The sequence below is a fragment of the Bacillus sp. LQ16 genome (assembly GCF_057784645.1).
Genome location: NZ_CM173491.1, coordinates 3,604,260 through 3,630,761 on the forward strand (window position 1 = coordinate 3,604,260; position 26,502 = coordinate 3,630,761).

Annotated in this window: 26 protein-coding genes; 7 read left to right on the plus strand and 19 right to left on the minus strand. The window is 37.4% G+C overall.

Going from position 1 to position 26,502, the window contains the following annotated elements; genetic code table 11:
• Positions 1-36: 36 nt before the first annotated feature.
• On the minus strand, positions 37-975 hold the full coding sequence (locus AC3EMB_RS18040) for a phosphate/phosphite/phosphonate ABC transporter substrate-binding protein (RefSeq protein ID WP_000915066.1): 939 nt from the start codon (positions 973-975) through the stop codon (positions 37-39).
• Between the two features lie 184 nt (positions 976-1,159).
• Here AC3EMB_RS18040 and AC3EMB_RS18045 point away from each other — a divergent pair, with 184 nt between their 5' ends.
• Positions 1,160-2,743, plus strand: coding sequence for a bifunctional metallophosphatase/5'-nucleotidase (locus AC3EMB_RS18045; RefSeq protein WP_000437462.1), 1,584 nt, complete (start codon positions 1,160-1,162; stop codon positions 2,741-2,743).
• 40 nt (positions 2,744-2,783) lie between these two features.
• Here the strand turns inward: AC3EMB_RS18045 and AC3EMB_RS18050 are convergent, their stop codons facing one another.
• Positions 2,784-3,023 (minus strand): DUF896 domain-containing protein, encoded by a 240-nt coding sequence (locus tag AC3EMB_RS18050; protein ID WP_000607015.1) that lies wholly within the window; start codon positions 3,021-3,023, stop codon positions 2,784-2,786.
• A gap of 45 nt (positions 3,024-3,068) precedes the next feature.
• A complete protein-coding gene (locus AC3EMB_RS18055) occupies positions 3,069-3,725 on the minus strand; it encodes a YneB family resolvase-like protein (protein WP_000991471.1) in 657 nt (218 codons plus the stop codon).
• A gap of 141 nt (positions 3,726-3,866) precedes the next feature.
• Between AC3EMB_RS18055 and lexA the strand changes: the two genes are divergently transcribed.
• Complete coding sequence (lexA, locus tag AC3EMB_RS18060) at positions 3,867-4,487, plus strand: transcriptional repressor LexA (RefSeq protein WP_000413738.1); 621 nt, start codon at positions 3,867-3,869, stop codon at positions 4,485-4,487.
• 91 nt (positions 4,488-4,578) lie between these two features.
• On the opposite strand, the gene AC3EMB_RS18065 is transcribed toward lexA, so the two are convergent.
• From AC3EMB_RS18065 to hflX, 7 genes are all read right to left on the minus strand, one after another.
• Positions 4,579-5,382 (minus strand): DUF4097 family beta strand repeat-containing protein, encoded by an 804-nt coding sequence (locus tag AC3EMB_RS18065; protein WP_001986547.1) that lies wholly within the window; start codon positions 5,380-5,382, stop codon positions 4,579-4,581.
• Entirely contained in the window at positions 5,383-5,925 is a 543-nt protein-coding gene (locus AC3EMB_RS18070; RefSeq protein WP_000031386.1) for a DUF1700 domain-containing protein, read from the minus strand.
• Positions 5,918-6,241: a PadR family transcriptional regulator gene (locus tag AC3EMB_RS18075; RefSeq protein ID WP_001102628.1), complete on the minus strand. Its 324-nt coding sequence runs from the start codon at positions 6,239-6,241 to the stop codon at positions 5,918-5,920. The genes AC3EMB_RS18070 and AC3EMB_RS18075 overlap by 8 nt, the downstream gene beginning before the upstream one ends.
• A gap of 534 nt (positions 6,242-6,775) precedes the next feature.
• Positions 6,776-8,110, minus strand: a complete 1,335-nt coding sequence (gene glnA / locus AC3EMB_RS18080; protein WP_000092763.1) for a type I glutamate--ammonia ligase — start codon at positions 8,108-8,110, stop codon at positions 6,776-6,778.
• Positions 8,111-8,158: 48 nt separating this feature from the next.
• Entirely contained in the window at positions 8,159-8,548 is a 390-nt protein-coding gene (gene glnR / locus AC3EMB_RS18085; RefSeq protein WP_000656783.1) for a transcriptional repressor GlnR, read from the minus strand.
• A 174-nt stretch (positions 8,549-8,722) separates the two neighbouring features.
• Entirely contained in the window at positions 8,723-9,994 is a 1,272-nt protein-coding gene (locus AC3EMB_RS18090; protein WP_069356096.1) for a methionine gamma-lyase family protein, read from the minus strand.
• Positions 9,987-11,261: a GTPase HflX gene (gene hflX, locus AC3EMB_RS18095; RefSeq protein ID WP_069356097.1), complete on the minus strand. Its 1,275-nt coding sequence runs from the start codon at positions 11,259-11,261 to the stop codon at positions 9,987-9,989. The genes AC3EMB_RS18090 and hflX overlap by 8 nt, the downstream gene beginning before the upstream one ends.
• Positions 11,262-11,353: 92 nt before the next feature.
• Here hflX and AC3EMB_RS18100 point away from each other — a divergent pair, with 92 nt between their 5' ends.
• Both AC3EMB_RS18100 and AC3EMB_RS18105 read left to right on the plus strand, forming a co-directional pair.
• Positions 11,354-11,977, plus strand: a complete 624-nt coding sequence (locus AC3EMB_RS18100) for a trimeric intracellular cation channel family protein (protein WP_000312267.1) — start codon at positions 11,354-11,356, stop codon at positions 11,975-11,977.
• A gap of 99 nt (positions 11,978-12,076) precedes the next feature.
• The gene (locus AC3EMB_RS18105; protein ID WP_000181505.1) at positions 12,077-12,214 is read left to right on the plus strand and encodes a hypothetical protein; all 138 of its coding nucleotides are present in this window, start codon (positions 12,077-12,079) and stop codon (positions 12,212-12,214) included.
• Between the two features lie 31 nt (positions 12,215-12,245).
• On the opposite strand, the gene spoVK is transcribed toward AC3EMB_RS18105, so the two are convergent.
• Positions 12,246-13,202 (minus strand): stage V sporulation protein K, encoded by a 957-nt coding sequence (spoVK, locus tag AC3EMB_RS18110; RefSeq protein WP_000438177.1) that lies wholly within the window; start codon positions 13,200-13,202, stop codon positions 12,246-12,248.
• Positions 13,203-13,466: 264 nt separating this feature from the next.
• Here spoVK and AC3EMB_RS18115 point away from each other — a divergent pair, with 264 nt between their 5' ends.
• Positions 13,467-14,432: a tyrosine-type recombinase/integrase gene (locus tag AC3EMB_RS18115; protein WP_000450330.1), complete on the plus strand. Its 966-nt coding sequence runs from the start codon at positions 13,467-13,469 to the stop codon at positions 14,430-14,432.
• Positions 14,433-14,545: 113 nt separating this feature from the next.
• The gene (locus AC3EMB_RS18120) at positions 14,546-17,821 is read left to right on the plus strand and encodes a Gly-Xaa-Xaa repeat protein (RefSeq protein WP_488517211.1); all 3,276 of its coding nucleotides are present in this window, start codon (positions 14,546-14,548) and stop codon (positions 17,819-17,821) included.
• Between the two features lie 81 nt (positions 17,822-17,902).
• Here AC3EMB_RS18120 and hfq read toward each other — a convergent pair whose 3' ends face one another.
• Positions 17,903-18,127 carry an RNA chaperone Hfq gene (gene hfq / locus AC3EMB_RS18125; RefSeq protein ID WP_000813896.1) on the minus strand — a complete coding sequence of 75 codons (225 nt, stop codon included), beginning with the start codon at positions 18,125-18,127 and terminating at the stop codon, positions 17,903-17,905.
• Positions 18,128-18,148: 21 nt separating this feature from the next.
• Entirely contained in the window at positions 18,149-19,102 is a 954-nt protein-coding gene (gene miaA, locus AC3EMB_RS18130) for a tRNA (adenosine(37)-N6)-dimethylallyltransferase MiaA (protein ID WP_000504953.1), read from the minus strand.
• A gap of 180 nt (positions 19,103-19,282) precedes the next feature.
• On the opposite strand from miaA, the gene AC3EMB_RS18135 reads away from it, so the two are divergent.
• The gene (locus tag AC3EMB_RS18135; protein WP_000814431.1) at positions 19,283-19,528 is read left to right on the plus strand and encodes a hypothetical protein; all 246 of its coding nucleotides are present in this window, start codon (positions 19,283-19,285) and stop codon (positions 19,526-19,528) included.
• A 62-nt stretch (positions 19,529-19,590) separates the two neighbouring features.
• Here AC3EMB_RS18135 and entD read toward each other — a convergent pair whose 3' ends face one another.
• From entD to AC3EMB_RS18165, 6 genes are all read right to left on the minus strand, one after another.
• Positions 19,591-20,523 (minus strand): cell wall-binding protein EntD, encoded by a 933-nt coding sequence (gene entD, locus AC3EMB_RS18140; protein WP_423117224.1) that lies wholly within the window; start codon positions 20,521-20,523, stop codon positions 19,591-19,593.
• Between the two features lie 349 nt (positions 20,524-20,872).
• On the minus strand, positions 20,873-22,729 hold the full coding sequence (locus tag AC3EMB_RS18145) for a PTS fructose transporter subunit IIABC (protein WP_423117223.1): 1,857 nt from the start codon (positions 22,727-22,729) through the stop codon (positions 20,873-20,875).
• 13 nt (positions 22,730-22,742) lie between these two features.
• On the minus strand, positions 22,743-23,654 hold the full coding sequence (pfkB, locus tag AC3EMB_RS18150) for a 1-phosphofructokinase (protein WP_000640854.1): 912 nt from the start codon (positions 23,652-23,654) through the stop codon (positions 22,743-22,745).
• On the minus strand, positions 23,651-24,403 hold the full coding sequence (locus AC3EMB_RS18155) for a DeoR/GlpR family DNA-binding transcription regulator (RefSeq protein ID WP_000957288.1): 753 nt from the start codon (positions 24,401-24,403) through the stop codon (positions 23,651-23,653). The genes pfkB and AC3EMB_RS18155 overlap by 4 nt, the downstream gene beginning before the upstream one ends.
• Positions 24,404-24,562: 159 nt before the next feature.
• The gene (locus tag AC3EMB_RS18160; RefSeq protein ID WP_001179068.1) at positions 24,563-25,726 is read right to left on the minus strand and encodes an iron-containing alcohol dehydrogenase; all 1,164 of its coding nucleotides are present in this window, start codon (positions 25,724-25,726) and stop codon (positions 24,563-24,565) included.
• A 115-nt stretch (positions 25,727-25,841) separates the two neighbouring features.
• Entirely contained in the window at positions 25,842-26,384 is a 543-nt protein-coding gene (locus tag AC3EMB_RS18165; protein WP_000228315.1) for a DUF420 domain-containing protein, read from the minus strand.
• Between the last annotated feature and the right edge of the window lie 118 nt (positions 26,385-26,502).

A 26,502-nucleotide genomic window follows, 5' to 3' on the forward strand; every position in this document is an offset into this window, starting at 1 on the left:
CTCACACCTTCCGGCTAGCCGCCATTTCACTATGTATTATTGCGTCTTCACTGTCTTTCCATATTCACGAACAATATCAAATTTACTATCATCAGATTTAATATATCCTTCATGAGAATATACTTCTTTAATGATTTTACGGCCTTCCTCATTTTTTCCAATTTCAATGAAAGCATCCTGTAATTTCTTGCTCCACTCTTCATCTAAATCAGAACGTACCGAAATCGTATCGTTTGGAATTTTCTCCGTAAATTTCACTATTTTCGTTTGCTCGAATATATTCGGATAATCTTTTTTTACAATATTACGAGCATCTTGGAATACAACAGCTGCATCTACGTCACCATTTAAAAGAGCAATAAGCGACTGATCGTGACCTTTTAATGTAACAGGTTTCACATCTTTTAACGGATCAATTCCCTCTTTTAATAGAACAGCTGCAGGCCATACATACCCTGCTGATGATGTTACGTCTTGATAACCAATCTTTTTACCTTTTAAATCTTTTACACTATTTATATTAGAGTCTTTTTTAACAACAAACTCAGATTTATAATAATCTACTAAATCTTTTGTAGGAGCTCCTGTTTCATCCTCTACTCCAAAACGTTGTGCTTGTAAAATTACATTTGCAGCCTTCTTTTCATGTGCTAATACGTACGCTGTTGGCGGTAAAAATCCTACATCTACTTGTTTAGATGCCATCGCTTCTACAATTGTATTGTAGTTCGTTGAAATACTAACTTTTACCGGAATATTTAATTTATCGCTTAATAGCTTTTCCAATGGTTTTGCCTTTGCCTCTAACGTATCCGCATTTTGAGAAGGAACAAATTGAACATTTAAGGTCTTTGGTACATAACCTTTTTTCGTATCTTCATTTTTACTTGCACTGGACTCTTTCGTCCCGCAGCCACTTAATAATCCGGCCGCTAGTACAACTGTTGTACTCATTGCAAAAACTTTTTTCAACATATTAATGCCTCCATTTTTCTTGTTATAAAATAACCTTCCGTAAACATGAAGAAATATATCACATATTTTGATACACAATTGGTTATTTACAGAATCTTTACACATTCTATACATTCACATCAAAATTCACTTCACATATTTGATATGATTAATTGGAAGATAACAATAGAAAAGGTGAGTCATATTGGAACAAAATCAAACTGTAACTTTAAACATCTTATTAACAAGCGATATACATGGCACTGTTTATCCTATTCACTACCAAGATAACTCCCCAGCAGAACTTGGTTTAGCTAAAATTTCTACTCTTATAAAAAAAGAACGTTCCCAAAATACAAACGTTCTTTTAATTGATAATGGCGACTTTATTCAAGGAACACCATTTACTTATCATTACGTTACATACGAAAAAAACAAAAAAAATCCAATGTCCTTATTAGCGAATTACTTACAATATGACGCTGCAATTATCGGCAATCATGAATTTAATTACGGGATGAATATATTAAATAATGCTGTGACTACTGCGAACTTCCCGTACCTATCAGCAAACATATTAGATAAAAACATAAACAAACCTTATTTCGGAAAACCTTATTTAATCAAACAGATTGAATCCAATATAAAAATCGCTATTTTAGGGGTAACAACACATTACATCCCAAATTGGGAACAGGCCCATCACATTAAAGATTTACTATTTGAAGATGCATTAAAGACTACAAAAAAATGGGTTTCTTATATTCGCGAACATGAGAAACCCGATTTATTAGTCGTAGCCTATCACGGTGGATTTGAAAAAGATTTACAAACCGGGGAACCTACTGAAGTGTTAACAGGTGAAAACCAAGGATATGCAATGTGCCATGAAATTGAAGGCATAGATCTTTTACTAACAGGTCATCAACACCGAGAAATTTCTCACACAATGGCTAACGGTGTAACAATTTTACAGACCGGATGCAATGGACACTCAGTCGGCAAAGTAAAAGTAACATTCGAAAAAGCGAAACGTAAATGGGTAAAAAAAGAGAGCTCTTCTGAATTATTATCTGTACAAGGAATTGAAGCGGACCAAGATGTACTTTCATTGGTAGCCGATTACGAAGAGAAAACACAAAAGTGGCTTGATCAACCTATTGGAATCATTCAGGGGGACATGCAAATTTCAGATGCTATGCAAACTCGTTTGCACGATCATCCTTTTATCGAATTCATAAATAAAATACAGATGGATATAGCTAAGGTATCAATTTCTTGTACAAGTTTGTTCCATAATACATCTCCAGGTTTCCCGGAACATGTAACAATGCGTGACATCGTTTCTAATTATATTTATCCAAACACATTAAAAGTAATTAGAATAACTGGAGCTGATATAAAAGCCGCTCTTGAACTCTCTGCTTCTTATTTCACATTAAAAACAGATGGATCCATCATCGTAAGTCCTACCTACATAGAACCAAAACCACAACATTATAATTATGATATGTGGGAAGGGATTTCATATGTATTAAACATTTCAAAACCAATTGGTGAAAGAGTAGAATCTTTACAGCATAACAGTGCTCCTCTTAATATGAATGAAGAATATGAAGTTGTAATGAATAATTATCGTGCAAGTGGCGGGGGAAATTTCTTTATGTTTCAAAACAAACCGGTAGTAAAAGATATACCCACAGATATGTCTGAACTTATCGCTAATTATATATTGGAACATAAAACGATAGAAGCAACAGTTAATAACAACTGGAAAGTTATTAAATAACGATTTTTACAAATAAAAAAAGATGGGCTTCGCCCATCTTTTAATTTAATTTTGCATTATCTTGCTTTTTTAAAGCTTTTAATTTCGTCGGTGTGACATCTGTACCTTCTTCGTTAACAACTTTAATTCCTTTAAGTTCGTTTAACATATTTTGACGAAATCCTTTTAAATATTGTTCACGTAGCGATTGACGCTCACGTTGCTCTTCTTCAGTTAAACCTTCAGCTTTTGCTTTTTTCGCTAAGAAGTTAATGCGTTCAACGAGTTCGTGATTAATCATCTCGAATCCCCCTTCTAATCAAAACTGATTATTATCATACAATAGTTACTCTTCTTTATCAAGCAATTGCTTCGTATACTCTACATATCTACGATGTACAGTCGCCTTTGAAACATTATGACCAAATCCACGTAATGTTGCTGCAATTTCTTCAAACGTGAGTTCACTTTTTCGCAAACGTACAATTTCCTCAATTGGCACTTCTTTTTTCTCTCTTCCTACACTTAAATGACGATTTTTTAAATTATTTTCTGGACGATAACCTTTTTCTACTGCACGTTGCATACCTCGTTTAATTTTCAAATTATGAATCTTTCTTTGATATTCTTCAACAATACCAATAATATCTAATACCATCGAATCAGAATCCGACAATTGTAATTCACCATTATGTGTATGCGTATATACTTTTATGCCTTCTTTATGTAAACAATGCATTAATGCGATCTTCGCATTTCCTCTACCAAGGCGCGTTTCATCTTGTATAAGTAACACATCAATTTGTTCGTCTCGAATTGTATCCAGCACCTCTAATATACCGTCACGTTCAATTGTATATCCACTAGCCTGCTCTTCAATCACCTTAGTAACATTCATTTGATAGCGCTCAGCTAAATGCAATAATTCATCTTTTTGACGTAATAATGATGTTTCTTGCGCTTCTTTCGTTGTACTCACACGTGCATAAATAATTGCATTCATTTTGAACCCCTCTTTCTCCCTATTATTTCCCTATAGTGTAACATAAATCCGCCATTTGTTCGAACTTATGTTTGTAGAATGTTTTTTCACATGTTATACTTATTAATAAGAAAAATGAAAGAAAACGAGGTGTTAGAAAACATGGAAAAGTTAACGAAACGCCAGCAAGACATTCTCGACTTTATTAAGCTAAAAGTACAAGAAAAAGGATATCCACCTTCCGTACGTGAAATTGGTCAAGCAGTCGGCCTCGCTTCTAGTTCTACAGTGCACGGACATTTATCACGATTAGAAGAAAAAGGATACATTCGACGCGATCCAACAAAACCACGTGCCATTGAAATTTTAGGTGAAGACCGAATGGATACGGAAACACAATCTGTTATTCAAGTTCCAATTGTCGGAAAAGTTACTGCCGGTTTACCAATTACAGCGGTCGAAAGCGTAGAGGAACATTTCCCACTTCCAGCTAGTATTGTTGCTGGAGCAGACCAAGTGTTCATGTTACGTATTTCTGGAGATAGTATGATTGAAGCTGGTATTTTCGATGGAGATTTAGTTGTTGTTCGCCAACAACAGTCTGCATATAATGGTGAAATTGTAGTCGCTTTAACAGAAGATAACGAAGCAACTGTTAAACGTTTCTATAAAGAAAAAGACCATTTCCGTCTACAACCAGAAAACTCTTCATTAGAACCTATCATTTTAAAACAAGTGTCAGTTATCGGGAAAGTAATTGGCGTATATCGTGATTTACATTAAAAATAATAAAAAGAAGATAATTACCTTATTTATATACGGTAATTATCTTCTTTTTTGTATTTTGATAGATTTCCATACATTCTATTTCTTATTAACGAGTTTCAATCGTCACATCTCCCGCAGCCGTTTTACCGCTAATCTTTTTACTACCATTGCCAATTGTTACGTTATTATTTTCTTCATTAAAAATTGTTACATCTCCGGCAGCACTTTGCCCAGTAATTACCGCATCTTGTGGTTTTTCCGATAAAGTAATATCTATATCTCCCGCAGTTGAACTTGCTTCTAGATTATACTTGGAATCATGATCTTGAATATTTATTTCCCCACTTGTTGTTTTTGCGGTCACTTTCCCTAATACCTTCTTAAAGTTCACCTCACCAGCTTTTGTCGATCCCTCCACATTCTTAGCCGTTACTTGTTTCAACTCTACTTCTCCAGCAAGTGTTCTAACACTTACGCTATCACTTTTCACATCACTCATTTCGATTTGTCCAGCAGATGAATTTACTTTTACATCTTGATAAGAGCGTTCGGGCACAAGGAGAGTCAATTTAGACGTTTGAAACCTAAAATCATAAAAAGAAAAATCAAATGAAGCACCTTTTTCTCTTTCCCCAATAATTTTTAATGTGTCACCATCTTCTGCAATACGAATCTCTTGTTTACGTACATCTCCTGATTGCTTTACATAAAAAGAAGAATCAGGAGATTTTTGGATAACAATATCTCCGGCATCTAACTTAACTTCTATATTTTTTAATGTTTCGTTTTTAATTACATCTTCTTTATCGCCTTTTTCAGCAGTTTGTACTGCTTTTTCATATGTTTGGGAAATTCCTATTACTCCAATAATGATACAAGCGATAGCGATTAAAAATAGTTTTTTCATCATTTACTCTCCTTTTATCATTTTGAAGTTCCATATTACATATCGTACACACAATCTCTTAAACCACTTTGTACTATAAAAAGCGATAATACACAACAATAAACCTACTCCAACAAACGTTATACTAACGAAAAGATCCAACCATATAAAAGTACCCATAAATACTTTTCCAATAACGAAAAATGGTGTTACTACACTAGCAATACCACCAATCCAAAAAGAAAATATAAAAGCAACAATTGCGACTAACGGGCCTAACACAATAATAAAATTAAACAAACTAAGTCCAATCGCTGCCATAACAGCTCTTGTCACATTTGAAGTCGATGGATTTTTTTTCATTTCATCGAAGCGATACATCGCAAGTAACTCTTTTGCGATTACTTTCGGAGAACCAAGGCCCTGAATTATTTCTGATTCAGTTTTCCCCTCTTCTAGTCCAAACTGAAAGTGCTCTTCATAATCCAATAAAATATCTTGCCTCTCTTCCTCTGGTAACTTTCTAAGATAACTTGATAATTCTTTAAGAAACCCTTCTTTACTCATCCCATTCCACCCCTTCAATAATTTCTTGTACCCCTTTCGCAAAATCACGCCATTCTGTTACCAACAAATGAAATTGCGTCTCCCCTTGCTCTGTTAATTGATAATATTTACGAGGTGGCCCTTCTGTAGATTCCTTTAAATACGTTTGAAAATACCCTTCTTTCGTCAAACGACGTAACAAAGGATATACTGACCCTTCCGATATTAAAAATTTATTAGAAATTTGCTGAACAAGTTCATAACCGTAACTATCTTTACGTTTTACAAGTGCTAATACACAAAGTTCAAGCACACCTTTTTTAAACTGAACGTTCAAGTGTTATCCTCCTTTCCTATCTTAGTACTGTTCAATACACGGTACCTGTTTTATCCATAATATACCACTTAGTATTATTTATTGCAAGGTACTAAGCTATATTTATTCCCTAAATTTAGAAAATGAACTAACGAAATTCTGAATAAGACTGTGTTATAACTGAGCATCATTACGTTAATATCATTGAGTAATAATCTGATTCACAAGCCACAAACTTATAGCCTTGCAGATGAGGACATAAAAATCATCGCTCGCGTTGTACAAGGCAGTAAAGAATTATTAAGTTTTAGCACAAGTGATTAAAAAAGATAAGATCAATTCTTTTGAAAAGATTTTCTTAGTAACATGATTCAAAATAACCAAAAACAATCCATTATCTAGTAGTTAACATATCCAATAACTTCACTAAAAAAGCCCTGATACCGTAGTATCAAGGCTTTTATGTGGCTGTTTTTCATTTTGCAACCATATAAAATTGTAATAATAGGGAATTAAAAAACCCTTGATACGAGTTGTATCAAGGGTTCAAGCCTCTTAGTAAAGAGACATATATTGATCGCGTTCCCATTGGTGAACTTGTGTTCTAAAGATATCCCACTCAATCTCTTTCGCTTCGATGAAGTGCTCAAGTAAGTGTTCTCCTAGTGCACCGCATACTACTTCATTAGATTGTAATGTAACTAATGCTTGCGCTAATGTTGCTGGTAAGTCAACGATACCTGCTTCTTCGCGCTCTTCTTTTGTCATTACATAGATGTTACGGTCTACTGCAGCTGGTGGAGTTAATTTGTTTTTAATTCCATCAAGACCTGCAGCTAATAATGTAGCCATTACTAAATATGGATTTGCAGCTGGGTCAACACTACGTACTTCTACGCGTGTACTAATACCACGAGATGCAGGGATACGTACTAACGGGCTACGGTTTTGTGCAGACCATGCTACGTAACAAGGCGCTTCATATCCAGGTACTAGACGTTTATATGAGTTTACAGTTGGATTTGCTATCGCTGTAAATGCTGGTGCATGTTTTAAAATACCTGCGATGAAGTGACGAGCATCATCACTTAATTGTAAGTCACCGTTTGCATCAAAGAATACGTTCTCACCATTTTTAAATAATGATAAGTTACAGTGCATACCTGAACCGTTCACACCGTATAGTGGTTTTGGCATAAACGTTGCGTGTAAACCATGTTTACGAGCAATTGTTTTTACAACAAGTTTGAATGTTTGAATGTCATCACATGAGCGAATTGCATTTGCATATTTAAAGTCAATTTCGTGCTGCCCTGGAGCAACCTCATGGTGAGATGCTTCAATTTCAAATCCCATTTCTTCAAGTTCAAGAACGATATCACGACGACAGTTTTCCCCTAGATCCATCGGCGCAAGGTCGAAGTATCCACCGTTATCGTTTAGTTCTAATGTTGGATTTCCTTTTTCATCAACCTTAAATAGGAAGAATTCTGGCTCTGGTCCAAGATTGAAGTCTGAAAACCCTAAAGCTTCCATTTCTTTTAACACACGTTTTAAATTGTTACGTGGGTCTCCATCAAATGGAGTGCCATCTGCATTGTAAATATCACAGATTAGTCGAGCTACTTTACCTTTTTCAGCTGTCCAAGGGAAAATTACCCAAGTGTCTAAATCAGGATATAAATACATATCAGATTCTTCAATACGTACGAAACCTTCAATCGAAGATCCATCAAACATCATTTTGTTATCAAGAGCTTTCGTTAATTGTCTCACTGGAATCTCTACGTTTTTAATTACCCCTAAAAGGTCCGTAAATTGTAAACGGATATACTTTACATTCTCTTCTTTCGCCAAACGGAAAATATCTTCTTTTGTGTATCTAGACATTATAAATTCCTCCTTAGTCCCTCTAATCGCCTTCAGAATCAGTTATCTTTAGTGAAAAAATCTTGAAATGTCACCTTGTCGCAATGAAGTTCGATTGAATCTACCTGTATGTTGTAGTTCATCTCGAAGTATTTTGCGAAGCTCAGTTTTTGAAATTTCTTTCGTTTCTTCTTTTACTTTCACTGCTTCTGTTTGATTTTCTTTCATTAGTAACACTTGCTTAATACCAGCCATATTCAAGCCTTGATCTAACAAATCTTTAATCTCTAACAACTTATCTACATCGTTAAATGAAAATAATCTACGATTCCCCTTTGTACGGGTTGGAGAAACAAGATTATGCTCTTCATAGTAGCGAATTTGACGTGCAGACAATTGTGTTAAATCCATAACAATACCAATTGGAAACAGCGGGGCAGAACGTCTATCTTCTTTCATTTTTCAGTTCCTCCTTCGCCTTAACTGCTTCTCATTTTATAACATGTTATGTTTAGTGTCAATAGATGTTAGCTTTTCTTACATGATTTTTTTATAAATTTTTTCATTCTTTTTTCTAATCGCATAAATCGTTACTTTTATACGAAAAAAGCTGCCGATATCGACAGCTCCCCTTTAAGAAATTGTTAATAAATTCTTTTCAATCAATTCATCAATCGCAGAACAAATCGCAATTTTAACATGCGAATACGTTAATCCACCTTGCACATATGCAACATACGGTGGTCTAATCGGACCATCAGCAGATAATTCAATACTTGCACCTTGAATAAATGTTCCCGCCGCCATAATTACATCATCTTCATAACCTGGCATATAGTTTGCATACGGAGTAAAATGCGAATTAATTGGAGATGCATATTGAATCGCTTGACAGAAGGCAACCATACGGTCTTTATCATCAAATTGAACAGATTGAATTAAGTCTGTTCTTGGTGCATTCCACGCTGGTGACGTGTTCATTCCTAACTTTTCTAAAAACGCAGCTGTAAAAATTGCACCTTTCAGCGCTTGTCCTGCAACATGTGGCGCTAAGAAGAACCCTTGATACATTTCTTGCAGACTGTATAAAGACGCTCCAGCTTCCGCACCAATTCCCGGAGATGTTAAACGATATGCACACGCTTCAACATACTGTTCTTTACCGACAATGTAACCACCAGTTTTTACAATTCCCCCGCCTGGGTTTTTAATAAGCGAACCCGCCATTAAATCTGCACCAACATGACACGGCTCTTGCTCTTCAATAAACTCCCCATAACAATTATCTACAAACACAACAACATCAGGTTTAATTTCTTTAACAAACGCGATCATCTCTTTAATTTGAGAAATAGTAAACGATGGACGAGTAGCATAACCTTTCGAGCGCTGAATACCGATCATTTTCGTATTACTATGAATCGCTGCTGCAACAGCTTCAAAATCAACAAGCCCACCTTCAGTTAGCGGAACTGCATTGTAACCAATATTATATTCTTTAAATGAACCTACACCTTTCCCACGCACACCAACGATTTCCTCTAACGTATCATACGGTTTCCCAGTAATGTACAATAACTCATCTCCTGGACGTAAAATACCGAATAACGCTGTAGAAATAGCGTGAGTACCTGAAATAATTTGCGGACGAACAAGTCCAGCTTCCGCCCCAAATACATCAGCATACACTTTTTCTAACGTATCACGGCCAATATCATCATAACCATAACCTGTCGTCGGGATAAAATGCGAGTCACTAATTTTATGTTTACGAAAACTTTCTAATACACGAAACTGATTACTTTCAATTACTTCATCCGCACGTTTATGTACTTCTGTAATCTGACTCTCTACTTCTTTTACGATTGGAGCAATTTTTTCTCCATTTTTCAAACGATCAAACATTTTTATTTTCTCCTTCTTCCACTAAAAATCTCTTTAATTGCACATTAAGCGATGAATGAGTAAAAATATACCCTGCACAATCATATACAAATTTATCTTCCAGAAACTCCATCTTTGCTAATAGCGTTTCCGTCTTTAAAAGCGTTAATAACTTACCTTCACTCGGAGGGATTTCTACTCGATAACGATCCATTTCTTTCTTCATTTTCATTTCTATCGCTTCTTTTATACGCAATACATCACTTTCTTCAAAAGCGCTAGTCATTAAGAAATCACTTTTCGGAAACGGAATAAAGTTTTGATGTAATTCATCTTTTTTATTATATAACGTAATAATAGGAATATGATTAATTTCAAGTTCTGATAATAATCGTTTTACTGTTTTTTCATGCCCTATGTAGTTAGGATCCGCAGAATCAACTACATGTAAAATAACATCTGCTTCCCCCGCTTCTTCCAGTGTTGAACGAAAAGCAGCAATTAATGAAGTGGGTAAATCTTGTATAAAACCAACAGTATCAGTTAGTAATACTGTATAACCAGAAGGTAAGGGCATCTTCCTCGTCGTTGGGTCTAGTGTTGCAAACAGAAGGTTTTCTTCAAACGTATTAGCTTCCGTTAATCTATTAAACAGTGTCGATTTCCCTGCATTTGTATAGCCTATTAATGAAATTTGAAATACTTTATTGTCTTTTCTTCTCTCACGATATCTTTTTCGGTGTTCCACAACAACTGCAAGTTGTTTCTTTATTTCATCAATACGCGATCGAATATGACGACGATCCGTCTCAAGTTTCGTCTCACCCGGTCCTCTCGTTCCAATACCACCACCAAGACGTGATAAGGACAACCCTTGCCCCATAAGACGTGGCATTGTATATTGCAACTGAGCTAATTCTACTTGAAGCTTACCTTCCCTCGACTTCGCACGTTGCGCAAAAATATCTAGTATTAGTTGCGTTCGATCAATTACTCTCGCATCTAATACTGAGGATAAATTCCGAATTTGACTCGGCGTTAATTCATTATTAAATATAATAACATCCGGCTCTAATTCTTCAGTTAGCATTGTAAGCTCTTCTAATTTCCCTTTACCTATGTAAGTAGCCGGATGAAACTTCGGTCGTTTTTGCGTTGTTGAAACTAACACTTCCGCTCTCGCAGTCTTAGCTAGTGATGCAAGCTCTTTCATGGAATGCATAAATTTTTCATCATCATCTTGCGGCAATTGACAGCCTACTAATATGACTTTTTCTTTTTCTTCCATCAAATATGTTCACTCATCCTTTTCGAAATTTAAACCTTCTAATATAATAGCAGAGGAAGCACATTTCATCTAGTTAGCGGGGGAGAAAATTCATGGCATGGGAGATTTTTAGCATCATAGGCACAATCGCTTTCGCACTAAGCGGAGCCATTGTTGCAATGGAAGAGGATTATGATATTTTCGGGGTGTATATTTTAGGAATGGCAACCGCATTTGGGGGAGGTGCCCTTCGTAATTTATTAATCGGTTATCCGATTGTCGCGTTTTGGCAACAAGACATGTTATTCCAAATCGCACTTTTATCAATGACTATTATTTTTCTTTTTCCAAATAAGTTAATTAGACATTGGAAAAAGTGGGAAAATATCACTGACGCTATCGGCTTATCAGCATTTGCTGTACAAGGAGCATTATATGCTCAAAAATTAAATTTACCAATTAGCGCCACAATCGTGGCAGCTGTTTTAACTGGTATCGGCGGCGGTATCATTCGCGACCTTTTAGCCCGCAGAAAACCTCTCGTTCTTCGAGCTGAAGTATATGCCTTTTGGACAATTTTAGCAGGTTTCTTAATTGGCGCTCAAATTATTGTTAGCGATTGGGCCCTTTACATTTTATTCATTTTAATTGTTTGCTTCCGCATGGTTTCTATTCATTACAAATGGCATTTACCGCACAGACGTATCGAAACGAAAGAACGTTCAATGCATAAATAGCAATCTAACCTCTTTACATATCGTAAAGAGGTTTTTCTTTTCTAACGATTTTTTCTTTATATAATGTTTATACTAATTTTTAAAGTGAGGTGAATACAAATGACAAACCACGTTAATAAAGGAGCTCAAAAAAGTTCAGTAAACCAATTTGGACACGACCCTAATTCAGCACACGAAAAGAGCGCTAAAATGGAACGCTTCCATAAAGCGCACCAAGAAAAAGCAAAAAAAGAGTAAACGAACTTATACACAAAAATAGACGCACAGTTTATGTACTGTGCGTCTCCTCTTCGAGCATCAAATCCATACTCGATATTCCAATTAAATCATTTTTATCATACGTATCTTCTTGCAACAACCGCATCGCCTGTGTACGAATTGATTTTTCAACAATATTCCGTACATACCGCCCATTACTAAACGATGTAATTTGCGACGAATACTTCACCGCATGTAAATGATCCCTAAATTTCCATTCAGCTTCTTTTGATAACTGATATTCACGATCTTCATACATTCTCTTTCCAATTTCCAATAGCTGATTTACCGAGTAATCCGCAAATTCAATAATAAATGGAAAACGAGATTGCAGCCCTGGATTTAATGAAAGAAAGTGATTCATCTCTCTTGAATATCCAGCTAAAATCAATACAAAACCATGTTGTTTATCTTCCATATGTTTTACAAGCGTATCAATTGCTTCTTTTCCAAAGTCCTTCTCTCCTCCTCGAGCTAAAGAATACGCCTCATCAATAAACAAAATACCTCCCATTGCTTTTTTTATTAAGTCTCTTGTTTTTTGAGCTGTATGGCCGATGTACTCTCCTACAAGATCAGCACGTTCAGCTTCAACCAAGTGGCCTTTCGATAGAATATTCATCTCAAACAGCAATTTTCCTATCATTCTAGCAACAGTCGTCTTCCCTGTACCCGGATTCCCTTTAAACAGCATATGAAGCACTTGCTTCTCAGACTTCAATCCCTTCTCTTGTCTTTTTTTATTCACATAAATCCAAGCATATATTTCTTTTATTATCTTTTTTATATCATCCATCCCAACAAGCTTCCCCATCTCTTCTTCAATTCTCTGCAGCATTTCATGTTTAATTGTAGTTTCATTTGAAATTACCGTTTTATTTTCTGCGGCTGGCAAAGAAATTTTCTTTCGATGGTTTAACACAATATTAATTTGATTGTTGTTTTTCTTTCGCATCGATTGTTCCATACAATCACCTCATTTTATCCCGCTATTTGCGAGCAGTAAGACTCCCACCTCGACATTCAGCAAACGTTTGGTATTTAAGCGGGAGATAACCGCCCGTAAATGCCCGATTGGTTCAACTAATAATCGCAGAGGATGAACAAAATCCCCACTGATTATAGTTTCACTTTATCCACTCACCAAATATTATTATTCCTGTCCCCCTTGTAAATGCCTATTTTCAGAAAAGTTTGCTATAATATAAGAAATAATTAAGGTGGTGGGACTATGGAGACAACGGAATTCCATGATACAATACAAGCCTTTTCTATTTTTTTATTGAATAAAGGCCGAAAACCCTCAACTATTAAACGTTATGTTTATGACGTTGAAGACTTCGGACATTGGTTAGAAAAAAACAAAAAGCTCCCTTCCAGTAATATATGGGCTACACTTTGTACAAAAGACTACGAAGATTACTTTTCCGATTTAAAAACGAATCGACATTACTCAGAAAAAACGATGCATCGTGTATTTACTGTATTAAATAGAATGCATCACTTTCTAAACATTCCCAATCCATTGAAGAATATGGAAATATCTATTCAACCAGACCGTACACTTCGTAACGAAGATTTCATTTCACCTGATGAAGAAAAAAGATTAAAGTATATAGTCACTTCATTAGAAGGACTTTCAGAAAAACAACTTCCTGTGCGCCCTTTATTAATGGATCGCAATATTGCTATTTTAAATCTATTGATCGACTACGGTTTATCCTTACAGGAACTTACAGCATTAACAATGCATCACGTTCACTTTGAAACTAACACATTGTCAATCCCAGCAACCGCAGGTGTAGAAAGAACAATTACATTAGCAAAAGAAGACAAAAAACAACTATATAATTATTACAAAAGTATCCCAGAACCAGTTCGTCCTAAGTATCATAGTGATGATTCATTGTTTGTCGCATTTGATTTTAACCGCGGAACATACAGGTGGGTATATGAAAATGATGCACCAAAGGCATTAACGGAAATTGCTATACAAAAAATGATTCGCCTCGAAGTGGCTAGAGCCAATTTACGTAAAGGAATTTCAGGACAACATTTTCGTAACACCTATATTTTAAACTTAATAAAAAAAGAAACTCCTGAATCAGAAATTATAAAGCTCGCTGGATTCAAATCAAAAATTTCATTAAAGCGATATTATCAATACGCAGAAAATAGAAAAAACGCCTTATTGTAAGGCGTTTTTTCTATTTTTTCTTTAAACAAACGATTTTACTATGACCATTTAACTAATTTCTGCATCTACTATGATGAGTTTCGTTCACATTTTCGTGAGAAAGGAGAGATTTAATGTCTCGTTATAACGACAATCAAAACAAATTCTCCAAACCATGCTTTCCAAGTAGCGCTGGACGAATCCCAAATACTCCATCAATCCCAATTACTAAAGCTCAACTTAGAACATTTCGTGCGATTATTATTGATTTAACAAAAATAATCCCAACACTTTTTGCAAATCCATCTCCCCAAAATATTGAAGATCTAATCGATACATTGAACCTACTAAGTAAATTTATTTGTTCACTAGACGCTACTTCCTCCCTGAAAGCACAAGGGTTAGCTATTATTAAAAACTTAATAACTATATTAAGAAATCCAACCTTTGTAGCAAGCGCTGTATTTATTGAGCTTCAAAATCTCATTAACTATTTACTATACATTACAAAATTATTCCGAATTGACCCTTGCACACTTCAAGAGCTTCTTAAATTAATAGCAGCATTACAAACTGCTCTAGTTAATTCTGCTTCGTTCATTCAAGGACCTACCGGACCTACTGGACCAGCAGGCGCTACTGGTGCTACCGGACCTCGAGGTAACACGGGCGCTACTGGCGCTACCGGACCTCAAGGTAACACGGGCACTACCGGTGCCACTGGACCTCAAGGTAACACGGGTGCTACTGGCGTTACCGGTGCCACTGGACCTCGAGGTAACACGGGCGCTACTGGCGCTACCGGACCTCAAGGTAACACGGGCGCTACTGGCGCTACCGGTGCCACTGGACCTCGAGGTAACACGGGCGCTACTGGCGCTACCGGACCTCAAGGTAACACGGGCGCTACTGGCGCTACCGGTGCCACTGGACCTCGAGGTAACACGGGCGCTACCGGCGCTACTGGACCTCAAGGTAACACGGGTGCTACTGGCGCTACCGGTGCCACTGGACCTCAAGGTGTTCAAGGTAACACAGGTGCTACCGGTGCCACTGGACCTCAAGGTGCTCAAGGTAACACGGGTGCTACCGGCGCTACTGGTGCTACTGGACCTCAAGGTGTTCAAGGTAACACAGGTGCTACCGGTGCCACGGGCGCTACTGGTATAGGAGTTACCGGACCTACCGGACCTTCTGGCGGGCCTCAGGGACCTACTGGACCTCAGGGACCTCAAGGTAACACAGGTGCTACTGGACCTCAAGGTGCTCAAGGACCTGCTGGTGCTACCGGCGCTACTGGACCTCAGGGTGTTCAAGGTAACACAGGTGCTACTGGTGCTACCGGCGCTACTGGACCTCAAGGCGTTCAAGGTAACACGGGTGCTACTGGACCTCAAGGTGTTCAAGGTAACACGGGTGCTACTGGACCTCAGGGTGCTCAAGGTAACACAGGTGCCACTGGACCTCAGGGTGCTCAAGGTAACACAGGTGCTACTGGACCTCAAGGCGTTCAAGGTAACACAGGTGCTACCGGTGCTACTGGACCTCAAGGCGTTCAAGGTAACACAGGTGCTACTGGTGCTACCGGCGCTACTGGACCTCAAGGTGCTCAAGGTAACACGGGTGCCACTGGACCTCAAGGTGTTCAAGGTAACACAGGTGCTACCGGTGCCACTGGACCTCAAGGTGTTCAAGGCAACACAGGTGCTACTGGCGCTACTGGACCTCAGGGTGCTCAAGGTAACACAGGTGCTACCGGTGCTACTGGACCTCAGGGTGCTCAAGGTAACACAGGTGCTACCGGTGCTACTGGACCTCAAGGCGTTCAAGGTAACACAGGTGCTACCGGCGCTACTGGACCTCAAGGTGTTCAAGGTAACACAGGTGCTACTGGTGCTACTGGACCTCAAGGCGTTCAAGGTAACACAGGTGCTACTGGTGCTACCGGCGCTACTGGACCTCAAGGCGTTCAAGGTAACACAGGTGCTACTGGTGCTACCGGCGCTACTGGACCTCAGGGTGCTCAAGGTAACACAGGTGCTACCGGTGCTACTGGACCTCAGGGTGCTCAAGGTAACACAGGTGCTACTGGTGCTACCGGCGCTACTGGACCTCAAGGCGCTCAAGGTAACACGGGTGCTACCGGCGCTACTGGACCTCAAGGCGTTCAAGGTAACACGGGTGCTACTGGACCTCAAGGTGTTCAAGGTAACACAGGCGCTACCGGTGCCACTGGACCTCAAGGTGTTCAAGGCAACACAGGTGCTACTGGACCTCAGGGTGCTCAAGGTAACACAGGTGCTACTGGTGCTACCGGCGCTACTGGACCTCAAGGTGTTCAAGGTAACACAGGTGCTACTGGTGCTACCGGCGCTACTGGACCTCAAGGCGTTCAAGGTAACACAGGTGCTACTGGTGCTACCGGCGCTACTGGACCTCAAGGCGTTCAAGGTAACACGGGCGCTACTGGCGCTACTGGACCTCAAGGTGTTCAAGGTAACACAGGTGCTACCGGTGCTACTGGACCTCAGGGCGTTCAAGGTAACACGGGCGCTACTGGCGCTACTGGACCTCAAGGCGCTCAAGGTAACACGGGTGCTACCGGCGCTACTGGACCTCAAGGCGTTCAAGGTAACACGGGTGCTACTGGACCTCAAGGTGTTCAAGGTAACACGGGTGCTACTGGACCTCAGGGTGCTCAAGGTAACACAGGTGCTACCGGTGCCACTGGACCTCAAGGCGTTCAAGGTAACACGGGTGCTACTGGACCTCAAGGTGCTCAAGGTAACACAGGTGCTACTGGTGCTACCGGCGCTACTGGACCTCAAGGCGTTCAAGGTAACACAGGTGCTACCGGCGCTACTGGACCTCAAGGTGTTCAAGGTAACACAGGCGCTACCGGACCTCAAGGCATTCAAGGACCAACGGGTGCTACCGGCGCTACTGGTATAGGAGTTACTGGACCTACTGGACCTTCTGGTGGACCTACCGGACCTACTGGGCCAACTGGACCTAGCTTCCCTATAGCAACAATTGTTGTAACAAACAATATTCAGCAAACAGTACTGCAATTTAATAACTTTATTTTTAGTACTGCAATTAACGTAAACAATATTATCTTCAACGGCACAGATACAGTTACTGTTATTAACGGTGGTATTTATGTAATTAGCGTATCCATTTCTACAACTGCGCCAGGATGCGCTCCACTCGGAGTAGGAATTTCAATTAATGGAGCAGTCGCAACTGATAATTTCTCTTCAAATTTAATAGGCGACTCACTTTCATTTACTACAATCGAAACATTAGCAGCTGGTGCAAGAATTTCTGTTCAATCTACTCTTAATGAGATTACGATCCCTGCGACAGGAAATACTAACATCCGCCTTACTGTATTTAGAATCGCTTAAATTTCATCATATATTGTTTATGACAAATAAAAAAAGAGCGAGGAAACTCGCTCTTTTTTTGTTATGTACAATAATTCATTACTATTCTAATTCAATTGAAACATTTTTTTGTGGTACAAATGTAGAAATTGCATGTTTATAAATAAGCTGTTGCTTACCTTCTGTTTCCAGCAGGACTGTAAAATTATCAAATCCTTTAATTAGTCCACGAAGCTGGAAACCATTTAATAAGTACAGCGTAACAAACGTATTTTCTTTACGGAGTTGATTTAAAAACTGATCTTGAATATTGATTGATTGCTTCATGTCGAATCCTCCTCTTTTTCTCTACTTACTATTATTCGACTTTACTTGTAACTTTCCTTCTATGTATCGTAAAATTTCTGACGTTTTTTCACCGTCTGTAACATCAAACCACGTGACATCCATTTTATTACGGAACCACGTTAATTGACGCTTTGCATAACGACGCGAATTCGTCTTTAATTGTGATACCGCATCTTCTAAAGGGGCTCGATTCTCAAAATAATCATAGATTTCTTTATATCCAATCGCTTGAATAGATTGACAATCTCGTATCCCTCTATTATACAGACCTTCTACTTCCTCTAATAGGCCTTGTTCCATCATCAAATCCACTCGTAAGTTAATGCGATCGTATAGCATTTCTCGATCCATTGTCAAGCCAATTAATGAAACATCATAGAGTAACTCTTTTTCTTGTTTCTCAATTTGGTCACTCATTTTTTCACCCGTCGTGTGGAAAATTTCTAACGCCCGAATGACACGTCGTACATTATTTGCATGAATACGCTCCGCACTTTCCGGATCTACTTCTTGCAATTTTTTATGTACATATTCCACACCGCGTTCTAAAGCTAACTTTTCCATTTGCTCTCGGTATATCACATCACCAGCATCATCTGTAAACTGATAATCGAATAAAACAGATTGTATATAAAGACCGGTCCCACCAACTATAATTGGTAATTTACCACGTTCTGTAATTTCTCGAATATGTTTGCGAACACGTTCTTGAAATTCCGCGACAGAAAATGAATCTTCCGGATTTTTTATATCGACCATATAATGTGGAATTCCGTCCATCTCTGCTTGTGTTACCTTTGCAGTTCCAATATCCATCGTTCGATAGATTTGCATGGAATCACCACTAATAATTTCACCGTTCAACGCTTTGGCAAGATCGATACTTAACTTCGTCTTTCCAACAGCTGTTGGTCCAATGATGACAGCAACTTTTTCACGTTGCACTTCTCCCATAGCATTCAACTCTCTTTATGTAATATACTCCATCTATTGATTATACCCAATCTTACCAATTTTAACGTCATGATTGCAAGTTCTTTCATTTCGGTACATGAAATTACATATAAAAAAGAACATAGTTTGTCCAATTCTGCATATACATGATAAAAATAGTTTCGAGAGGATGAGTTAACTATGAAACAATCCACCATCAATTTTTCATCTTTGACAAAAGACCTCATTTTAGCTACTTCTACAAAAGAACAAAATTGTTCACAAGAGGAATTATACTTCGCCCTAAATTGTTTACTACGGGCTTTTCATTCTACTCTCCATGAAACAACATCACATCCAGAAAATAAAAATACAGAATATATACAAACACAATTTTGCAGTGCATATAAAATTATTACAGGTAAAACTATTTATCCCTTTCAATAATCCATAAAAAGCGGCTGCTTACATAATTTCAAGCAACCGCTTTTTATATTAATATCGATAACCTATTGTATAACTTTCACTTTTACAGATTTGCGCCCCCAGCTATTAGCACTACCATCTGAACCGACTAATACATCAATACGATTTCCTTTAATCGCACCACCAGTGTCTCCAGCAATCGCTTCTCCATATCCTTCTACCCATACTTTTGATCCAAGCGGAATTACTTTCGGATCAACAGCAATTACTTTCATATTTGGATTTGCTGTTAAATCATGCCCCATTGCAGTTAATACACGACCACCATACGAACCATTCTCACTCGGATCTGCTGTATATGCCGTCGCTTCTACTGTAATTTCACGACCACCAGTAGGCGCACTTGTTTCAGTAGATTTCGCAACTGGTTTTGCAACCGGCTTTTCTTTTACCACAGGTTTACTTGATTCTACATTCTTAATAGAATCGTTACTCTTAACAGACTCTTTATTCTTAACTGCTGTATTATTTTTAACCGGCGCTTCTTCTTGAGCTACAACCTCTTTCTTTTCAATTACAGGTGCCGTTCCTGTTAAAAATGGCACGTGAACATATCCGACTTTTCCATTGTAGTCGAATTGTAACCATTCATTTTGAACTTGATTCGTCGTTTCAATCACATCATTTTTATTAAGTTTACCTAAAATTTCAGAATCAGTATTCGCTCCAGCACGAACATTTAATACGCCCGCCGTTACATAATATGTGCTCTTTGTAAAATCAGCACTTACAAACGCTTCCTTACCGTTTAACTTAATTTTTGTCCATCCATTCTCTGTATTTATAACATCTAGTGTATTCCCACTTAACACTTTACCTACAAGCTTTGACTCTACATTTGGGTTTTCTCTAACATTTAATACGTCTGTTGTTACAATTGTTTCCGCTTTAGCAGAACCCGCAAAAATCCCAAGACCAAAAACTGCTGCTGTTGCTATACTTAATAATTTTTTCATGAATAGCCTCCATTTGCTTTGTTTTCGTATTTTCATTATAGCAACAGATTTTTAGAATTTTTAGAAATCACACAATTACAAAGCATTCGTAATATACAATTAACGAGTTGTAACATAAATTTCCATATTAATAAAATGTATTTCTCATACAATCTCCAGTGGTTTTCATATATTTTTCATATACGAGCACAAGAACTTTTTTCCAGAAAAAATTACAGTGTTACTTTTTTGTTACAAAAAATTCACAATTCGTTACATCTTTTACCAAAAAACATCAATATTCCATTGTTAACTTATTTTTTTGTAATAAAAAGAGAGCAGCTACTAAAAGCTACTCTCTTTTTATTTGTTATTGAACTTTCTTTTTCCAAACACCTAGCATAATAGCCGAGACAATTGTTCCAATTAATATAGAGAAAATATATAGTAACGGTTTATTTACTAACGCTATTACAAATAATCCACCATGCGGTGCCGGTAATGTAATTTGGAATAACATAGATAACGCACCTGCAATACTTGAACCAACAACACAACTTACGATTACTCGAACCGGATCTGCAGCTGCAAACGGAATCGCACCTTCTGTAATGAACGATGCCCCCATAATATAATTTGTTAAACCAGATTTACGTTCCGCTTCTGTAAACTTTGATTTAAAGAATGTAGTTGCGAATGCAATCGCAAGTGGCGGTACCATACCACCAGCCATAACTGCTGAGTGCACTCCAAAATTCTGTGCTTCTATTGCAGCAATACCAAACGTAAATGCCGCTTTATTAATTGGACCACCCATATCAATTGCCATCATACCACCTAAAATAAGACCTAGTAATATAGCATTCGTACCATTTAAACCATTTAACCACCCTGTCAACATTTCATTTAATGCTACTACAGGCGGAATTACTACTTTTTGCATTACAACTCCTGTAATCAATAATCCAAAGACTGGATATAACAAAACAGGTTTAATTCCTTCTAATTGTACTGGTAGTCCTGAAAATAATCTTTTTAACCCTAAAACAACATATCCAGCTAAGAAACCAGCAATTAATCCACCTAAAAATCCAGCATTCGCATTCGCCGCTAAAAATCCACCTACAACACCAGGCATAAAACCAGGACGATCAGCAATAGAGCTTGCAATAAATCCAGCTAAAATTGGTACAAGGAATAAAAATGCACCTGTTTTTCCTCCACCAATTGACATGAACAATTCAGCTAAAGGACCTTCCGCCTTTATACCACCAAACGAAAATGCTAGCGCTATTAAAATCCCGCCACCAACAACGAATGGAAGCATATTACTTACACCGCTCATTAAATGCTTATAAATTCCTAATCCTTTTTCTCTCTCAATACTTTCTGTTTTCCCATCCTCTTTTACACCTTTAAAGATTGGTGCATCTTGTTTGACAGCTCGTTTAAGCAGATTTTCCGTTTTTCTAATCCCATCAGCAACTGGCACTTGAATGACATGTTTACCAGCAAAACGATTCATTTCTACTTGTTTATCTGCCGCAACAATAATAGCTGTTGCACGTTCAATATCCTCTTTCGTTAAACCGTTTTTAATACCTGTTGATCCGTTCGTTTCAACTTTAATCGCTATTCCTAACTCTGTCGCTTTTGCTTTTAAGCTATCCGCCGCCATATATGTGTGAGCGATTCCAGTTGGGCAAGCTGTAACAGCAAGTACGTACGGTTCATTTCCTTCTGGTTTTGCGACTTCAATCTCTTCTTCTTTTTCATTCTCTTTTTCATCAAATAGTTGAAGAAGCTCACTTTCATCCTTCGCTTCTAATAGTTGCTTGCGAAACCCTTCATCCATTAATAATGTCGATAAACGAGACAACGTTTCTAAATGAGTATTATTCGCTCCTTCACTTGCAGCAATCATAAAGAATAAGTGTGCCGGTTGTCCATCAAGCGACTCATAATTGATACCGCTTACACTTCTACCAAAACAAATCGATGGTTGTTTAACAGCCTTTGTCTTCGCATGAGGTATTGCAATACCTTCCCCTATTCCAGTCGTACTTTGGGACTCCCGCTTTAAAATAGCTTCTTTAAATTCCGTTTTACTATTTAAACGATTTGCCCCGTTTAATTTCTCAACTAATTCATCTATGACAGCTTCTTTATTTGAAGCTGTCAAATCCATAATGACTGTATCCCTTTTTAATAGTTCTGTAATTTTCATATGTTGCTTCCCCCTATCGCTTAGCTACAATTACTTGCGACAATAATTCTTCTACTTTTTCCTTCTTACATAAATCAGCTGAAAATGCTGTTGCACTCCCTGTTGCAACGCCGTATTGAAATGCCTTTTCAATATCTTTTGTCTGTTCATATTTGCCTACAAACCCTGCAACAAGAGAATCTCCGGCCCCAACTGAATTAATTACAACACCTTTTGGAACAGTCGCTTCATATATACCTTCTGCCGTAAATAATAAAGCTCCCTCTCCAGCCATCGATACGATAACGTGTTTTACACCTTGTTCAATTAATTTTCTTCCATAAGGTAAAACGTCCTCTACTGTTGAAAGCTCCACTCCAAACAACTCACCAAGTTCATGATGGTTTGGCTTAATTAAAAATGGCTTATTTTTAATTACATGTTGCAGTGCACTTCCACTTGCATCTACTACTACACGAATACCTTTTTCAGCTCCAAACGCAGCAATTGATTCGTAAAAAGTACTTGGAATAGAGATCGGTACACTCCCAGCGAGTACAACACAATCTCCAGGTTGCATACTCTCAATTTTTTTCATTAACTGTTCGAACTGCTCTTTTGTTACAATAGGACCTTGGCCATTTAATTCTGTTTCTTCTTTCCCTTTTATTTTCACATTAATGCGAGTATCTTCATCTACTTGGACGAAGTTTGTTGTTACACCTTCGTCATGTAATACCTCTTTAATAAATTGACCAGTAAATCCACCAGTAAATCCAAGTGCTATATTTTTAACACCTAAACGCTGAAGAACACGAGAAACATTAATTCCTTTTCCTCCAGGAAACTTCATATCTTTCTCCGCTCGATTTATTGTTCCTAAATCAAAAGAAGGAACTTGCACTACATAATCAATAGATGGGTTTAAAGTAACTGTATAGATCATTGTTTATCAGCCTCAATTACATTGGTTTGTTTTTTATATTTTTCTAAATCAATTTCTAAATGGTTTGTAATAATATTTGCATCTTCAACATTTGCAATTTTCGCAAACGCAACTTCTGAAAACTTACTTTCATCAATTAAGAAATATCCTTCGTTTGCTAATGTTAGTGCCATTTGTTTTAGGAGCGCTTCTTCTGGATCTGGCGTTGTAAAGCCAAGCTGTTCATGTACACCATTTGCACCTAAAAAACATTTATCAAAGCGATACTTCTGCATACTTTCCTGTGCCATAGCACCGATTAAAGCTTTCGTCCTACTCTTCATCATTCCGCCTAGTAAATACGCACGAATATTATTTTCAACTAAAGCTTCAATATGCATAAGTCCATTCGTAACGACAGTAACATCTTTATTGATTAAAAATGGAATCATTTCAAATGTTGTACTCCCTGCATCTAAATAAATACAATCACCTTGTTCAACAACGCTAGCCGCATAATTAGCAATTTGTTGTTTTATTTGAATGTTTTTGGATGATTTTTCAACCATCGTTGGTTCTTGCCCTTTTCCTGTTAAAACAGCGGCACCACCATGAACTCTTTTTAATAACCTTTGCTTTTCCAATTGTGCTAAATCACGGCGAATTGTCGACTCAGAGCTTTCTGTTCTTTCAACTAATTGCTGTAATTTTACAACTTTCTGTTCTTTTACAAGTTGCAATATCATTTGATGACGTTCAGGAGTTAACATTTTATTCACCTCTTCTTTGATTACAGTATAATGAAAACGGTCACAAAAATCAACCATAAACAATCAAAAATAATCACAAACATTCATAAACGTTTATAAAAAGCAAAAAAAGAAACCTATTCGATCAAACAATCAAATAGGTTTCTTTTCTAAATTCACTTATAAAGAAGCTTTATATATACTTAGAACATCATCTTTATTTAATTTTTTAAAGTTACCAAATTCACCATACGCCATCGCTTTATTAGCCATTATATCAATTTCATTTTCTCCAATACCGTAATCAGCTAATGTTGCTGGCGCTTCAATCGAAGTCCAAAATTGACGCAGTGCCTCAATTCCTTCTAACGCCACTTCTTTATCTGTTTTTCCATCTGTTTCTATTTCAAATACACGAATAGCGAACTGTTTAAAACGACTTACATTTTCATCTACGACATGCTTCATCCAGTTAGGGAATAGAATTGCTAAGCCGCCTCCATGCGGTATATCATGAACAGCAGAAACTGCATGTTCAATATTATGAGTTGCCCAGTCACCTCTTACTCCCATCGCTAAAATACCATTTAACGCCATCGTTCCGCAATATAAAATTGTTTCCCTATGCTCATAATTTTCTAAATCACTTAAAAGCTTGGGAGCTGTCTCAATTACTGTTTTTAAAACAGATTCACAATAACGATCTTGTAGTTCTGTATTCGTTCCATGATGGAAATATTGTTCTAATACATGTGACATAATATCTACCATACCATAAATCGTTTGATCTCTCGGCACAGATGCAGTATGAACTGGATCTAAAATTGAAAACTGCGGGAATGTAACTGGGCTTCCCCATCCATACTTTTCATTTGTTTCCCAATTTGTAATTACCGAGCCTGCATTCATTTCAGAACCTGTCGCAGCAAGAGTAAGTACAGTACCAAATGGTAATGCCTCACTAGCAAATGCTTTTTTCGTTACAATATCCCATACATCTCCATCATATTTACTACCAGCAGCAATCGCTTTCGTACAGTCGATTACACTTCCTCCACCAACTGCTAAAATAAATTCGACTCCATTATCTTTACAAATTTGAATCCCTTTCTTTACAGTTGATACACGAGGATTCGGTTCAACACCCGTCAATTCAAATACTTCTGCATTAATATCCTTTAAAATAGAAATCACATTATCATAAATACCGTTTCTTTTAATACTGCCTCCTCCATATACGAGAAGAACCTTCTTACCAAACTGTGGAATTTCAGTTTTTAACTGTTCTAATTGATCTTTACCGAAAATAAGTTTCGTTGGATTACGAAATACAAAATTTTGCATATTTCTTTACCATCCCTTCTATTTGAAAAGCAACTATACTTTTGTATACCATATTTTTTTCATTTCACAAAAAGATTTGCTTAACAAAAAAGCCCCAGCCTAAAGGCTGAGACTTTTATTGATAATAAGGTGAGATCATTAAGTACACAATAACACCAGATAAACTTACATATAACCAAATTGGCATTGTCCAACGTACAATTTTACGGTGACGTGTTAATTGATTTGTAAAACCAAATACAAGTGCAAACAATGCAAGTGGTACGATAATTGCTGCTAGGATAATATGTGTAATTAAAATGATGAAATACACATATTTAATGAATCCTTCTCCTCCAAAATGTGTTGCCGGTGCTAAGTAATGATACGATAAATACGACACACAAAATAGTAAAGTTGTCGTAAATGCTGCAAGGATGAAACCACGATGCATTTTCACATTCTTTTTAATAATAGAGAATAACGCTGCTAATAAAAATACGAACGTAAAGCTATTAAAAATCGCGTTTAACATTGGTAAAATCGTTACATCAAAATGTACTTCTCCTTCATAGCCAACAGGTCCAAAGAACAAAAATAAAATAATCGCATTTACAATTACAGAAAGCGTTATCACAATAGGAGCATAGCTTTTCTGATTTGTTGATTGATCCACCAAAATGGTCACTCCCTCTTCCTTCAAGTATGTATACGTAACCTCACTATTTTAACATATTATTCACAGTGTAAATGTGACAATAGTTTGACACAGCAAGACAAAACAAAGAAAAAAATCC